At 60.3% G+C, this 3,591-nt stretch carries 5 protein-coding genes; 3 read left to right on the top strand and 2 right to left on the bottom strand.

Going from position 1 to position 3,591, the window contains the following annotated elements; translation table 11 throughout:
* Positions 1-654 (top strand): lipoyl synthase (gene lipA, locus M0954_RS23685; RefSeq protein ID WP_297355848.1); only part of this gene is annotated, 654 nt, incomplete at its 5' end.
* 114 nt (positions 655-768) lie between these two features.
* Here lipA and M0954_RS23680 read toward each other — a convergent pair.
* Together M0954_RS23680 and M0954_RS23675 are read right to left on the bottom strand one after the other, a co-directional pair.
* Positions 769-909, bottom strand: a complete 141-nt coding sequence (locus M0954_RS23680) for a hypothetical protein (RefSeq protein ID WP_166660790.1) — start codon at positions 907-909, stop codon at positions 769-771.
* A gap of 51 nt (positions 910-960) precedes the next feature.
* Positions 961-1,407, bottom strand: a complete 447-nt coding sequence (locus M0954_RS23675) for a hypothetical protein (protein ID WP_297355846.1) — start codon at positions 1,405-1,407, stop codon at positions 961-963.
* A gap of 277 nt (positions 1,408-1,684) precedes the next feature.
* On the opposite strand from M0954_RS23675, the gene tauA reads away from it, so the two are divergent.
* Both tauA and M0954_RS23665 read left to right on the top strand, forming a co-directional pair.
* Entirely contained in the window at positions 1,685-2,710 is a 1,026-nt protein-coding gene (tauA, locus tag M0954_RS23670) for a taurine ABC transporter substrate-binding protein (protein WP_297355845.1), read from the top strand.
* A gap of 69 nt (positions 2,711-2,779) precedes the next feature.
* Positions 2,780-3,577, top strand: coding sequence for a taurine ABC transporter ATP-binding protein (locus tag M0954_RS23665; RefSeq protein WP_123385291.1), 798 nt, complete (start codon positions 2,780-2,782; stop codon positions 3,575-3,577).
* The last annotated feature ends 14 nt before the right edge of the window (positions 3,578-3,591 follow it).

Genomic DNA, 3,591 nt, shown 5'->3' with positions numbered 1-3,591 from the left:
CACGGCCGTCCTGATCCGCTGGATACTGAAGAGCCAGGCAATCTGGCACGCACGATTGCTGCGCTGAAGCTGAAGTACGTGGTGATCACCAGCGTGGACCGTGACGATCTGCGCGACGGCGGTGCGGCTCACTTCGTGGAATGCATCCGTCAGACGCGTGAATTGTCGCCGGAGACCCGCATCGAAATTCTGACGCCGGATTTCCGTGGTCGTCTGGATCGCGCGCTGGGCATTCTCAATGCCGCTCCGCCCGATGTGATGAACCACAACCTCGAAACGGTACCGCGTCTGTACAAGGAAGCGCGCCCGGGGTCGGACTACGGTCACTCACTGAAGCTGCTGAAGGACTTCAAGGCGCTGCATCCGCATGTCGCCACCAAGTCGGGCCTGATGGTCGGTCTTGGCGAGACGGAAGAAGAGATTCTTCAGGTGATGCGCGATCTGCGCGAGCACGACGTCGACATGCTGACGATCGGCCAGTATCTGCAACCGTCTGAGCACCACTTGCCGGTTCGCTCGTACGTGCATCCGGATACGTTCAAGATGTACGAGGAAGAAGCGTACAAGATGGGTTTCACGCACGCGGCCGTTGGCGCGATGGTGCGTTCGAGCTATCACGCGGATCTGCAGGCGCATGGAGCCGGCGTGGTCTGAGGTTCTTGCCGGTAGTTTGCTTCGATATCTAGCCCGCACTTGTTGCGGGCTTTTTTACGCCTGTGGCCACCTCGCATGTTGATGCGCCGCCAAGGCATAGCTTGTCTTGGACCGTTAGTGCCAGAAGAAGAGCCGGGCAGTCAGCAGGCTGACGGAGTAGATGCCGCTCCCAATAAACATGAAGTAGGCGATGTACATCATGACGCGATGTCGAACATCGTCGTTCTCGAGGAGGTAGTCGATAAGGTTAGGCATGTTAAGTTCTCACTTGAACAGTTGTTATTATAGCTCGATCAGTTTAAATATTTAGCTTAACGCAAAATGGGATATCGAGAAGCTCGTCGCGACGAATGCTGTTGCGAGGAACGATATCCACATCAGCGTCCTGCTGGGAACGTTGCTGCTGGCTGGATCGCTGAAGTATTTCCGGGCGTCGGCGGCGCCGAACACAACGAGCACAGACGATCCAACAATGAACGCCGCGTGCCACACAAGCCCAATCCGCACCCACGCATGGCTTCCTGCTGACATGGGTTGGTCGAGCGCGCAACCCAACTCGTAGCTGGCGGCTGCACTCATCGCGATGACGGTCCAGAACAGTTGACCGTGTTGCAACGCCACCTTCAACACGTCGCCGGCAATCTCGCGATAGGTGAGCGAAAAATTCAGCAGCGGCAGCAGGGCGATGGGCGCAAGAATGGGCACCGCGACATTGGATAAGAGCCAGCTCAAATGAGCTAAGAGTTCGATCAAGGTATGAAGCGCATAGTGAAGAGACCCGAGCGATAATCCGGTCCAGGCCGTAAGACCGTCAATCGACCGAACGGCCAGCTTGCACGCAGCAATCAGTTCTGCCGCCCTCTGTTACGAAGCACGTGACGCACGCTTCGCCCGCACACCCATCCAACCCAACGTAAAAAGCAATGCCCAAACAGCGTGATTAGCAATCGCGAATTCGTTAGAACCGGCTGCCTCCAAACTCCCTATAGTCGAAAGCCTCCCAAACACCTTATTAAAACGGGGCTTCTCGATGAACCGATTCTTCCGCCCGCTGGCCGCGCTCGTGATGCTGCTCGCTGTTTCCGCACCTTTCGCGAGCGTCGCTCACGCCGATACCAAAGAAGTCGTAATCGCCTATCAGGACATGGTGCTGCCGTGGCGCTACGCGCAGGCCACAGGCGAGGTCGAGAAGGAAACAGGCTACAAGGTGGTCTACCGCCAACTCGGCAGCGGCGCGGAGGTGGTGAGAGCGCTGGCCTCGGGTTCGGTGCAACTCGGTGAAGCCGGGTCCAGTCCGATCGCGGCAGGCCTGTCGCAGGGCGTCGATATCTCGCTGTTCTGGGTTCTCGACAACATCAACAACGCAGAAGCTTTGGTGGCACGCGACGGCTCCGGCGTGACGAGCATCGCCGGGCTCAAGGGTAAAAAGATCGGCGTGCCGTTCGTGTCCACCTCGCATTTCCATACGTTGGTCGCGCTGCAAAACGCGGGTGTGAATCCGGCTGACGTGAAGATCGTCAACCTGCGCCCGCAAGAAGTGGCGGCCGCGTGGGACCGCGGCGACATCGACGCGACATACATCTGGGATCCGGTTCTCGCCAAGGTGAAGAAGAACGGCAAGGTGCTGATTACCTCGGGCCAGGTCGCGCAGGAGACAGGTAAGGCGACCTTCGATGGCTTCGTGGTCGACCGCAAGTTTGCCCAGCAAAACCCGGAATTCGTCGCGCGCTTCGTCAAGGTGCTGGCTGAAAGCGACGCGAGCTATCGCGATCACACTTCGGCGTGGTCCGCCACTTCGCCGCAGGTCGCGGCCGTTGCCAAGGAGTCCGGAGCGAATGCCGAGGACGTGCCGGCGAGCCTCGCCCTCTATGCGTTCCCGTCGGCGGCCCAGCAGGCGTCCAACACGTGGCTCGGCGGCGGTGCGCAGTCCGGAGCGGCGAAATCGCTGGCGGCGACTGCGGTGTTCCTGAAGGCTCAAGGGACGATTCAAAACGTGCTGCCGGACTACTCGGCTGGTGTCGATCCGCACTTCGTTCAGCAGGCCGTGCATGAGTAATACGGCAATGACGGCGCGCAATCAGTTCGCGCTGGCGCCGCACGGTATTGGGACCCAACAGGCATCCTTATGAGCAGTCTGGAGATCCGGCGACTGCATGTCGCCTACGAAGGTGCGCGTGGCGCGGCGCCTCATGTCGCGCTGGCCGATGTCGATCTGAGCATCGAGTCCGGTGAGTTTGTCGTGGCGCTTGGCGCGTCCGGCTGCGGCAAGACGACCTTGCTCAATTGCATCGCTGGCTTTATCCAGCCGAGCGGCGGCGAAGTCCGTCTGAACGGCGAGCCAGTCGATGGCCCCGGCGCGGATCGCGGCGTGGTGTTCCAGAAGTACGCGCTGCTGCCGTGGCTCGACGTGCTCGATAACGTCGCACTCGGCCTGCGTTTTCAGCGTGTACCGAAAGCGCAGCGCGAACGTATCGCGCTGCAGATGCTCGCCCTCGTCGGACTGGAGCAACATGCGCACGCACGTGTCTACGCGTTATCGGGCGGGATGCAGCAACGCGTGGGAATAGCCCGGGCGCTTGCAAGCGATCCGCAGGTGCTGCTGATGGACGAGCCGATGGGCGCGCTCGATGCGATGACGAGAGAGTCGATGCAGGAACTGGTGCTCGACGTCTGGGGCCGAACCCGCAAGACGGTGTTTTTCATAACGCATAGCGTCGAAGAAGCCCTGTTTCTGGCGACGCGGCTCGTCGTGATGACACCCGGGCCGGGACGGATCGCCGAGAGCTACGATCTGCCATTTGCCCGGCGCTTTCTGGAGACGCGCGATGCGCGGGCGGTGAAGTCGTCGCCGGAATTTATCGAATGGCGTGAACGGCTGGTGCGGCACCTCCACCAGCGTGCGCCGGAAGAGGTGTTGTCGTGACTGTCTCGCATGAT

Source organism: Paraburkholderia sp. (genome assembly GCF_026225065.1).
Taxonomy (GTDB): Bacteria; Pseudomonadota; Gammaproteobacteria; order Burkholderiales; family Burkholderiaceae; genus Paraburkholderia.
This window is presented reverse-complemented; position numbering and strand designations above follow the sequence as displayed.

What these genes read in the sequence shown, in the direction of transcription:
- M0954_RS23680 (WP_166660790.1), bottom strand. Translation starts at nt 909, where the DNA reads ATGCCTAACCTTATCGACTACCTCCTCGAGAACGACGATGTTCGACAT.
- tauA (WP_297355845.1), top strand. Translation starts at nt 1,685, where the DNA reads ATGAACCGATTCTTCCGCCCGCTGGCCGCGCTCGTGATGCTGCTCGCT.
- M0954_RS23665 (WP_123385291.1), top strand. Translation starts at nt 2,780, where the DNA reads ATGAGCAGTCTGGAGATCCGGCGACTGCATGTCGCCTACGAAGGTGCG.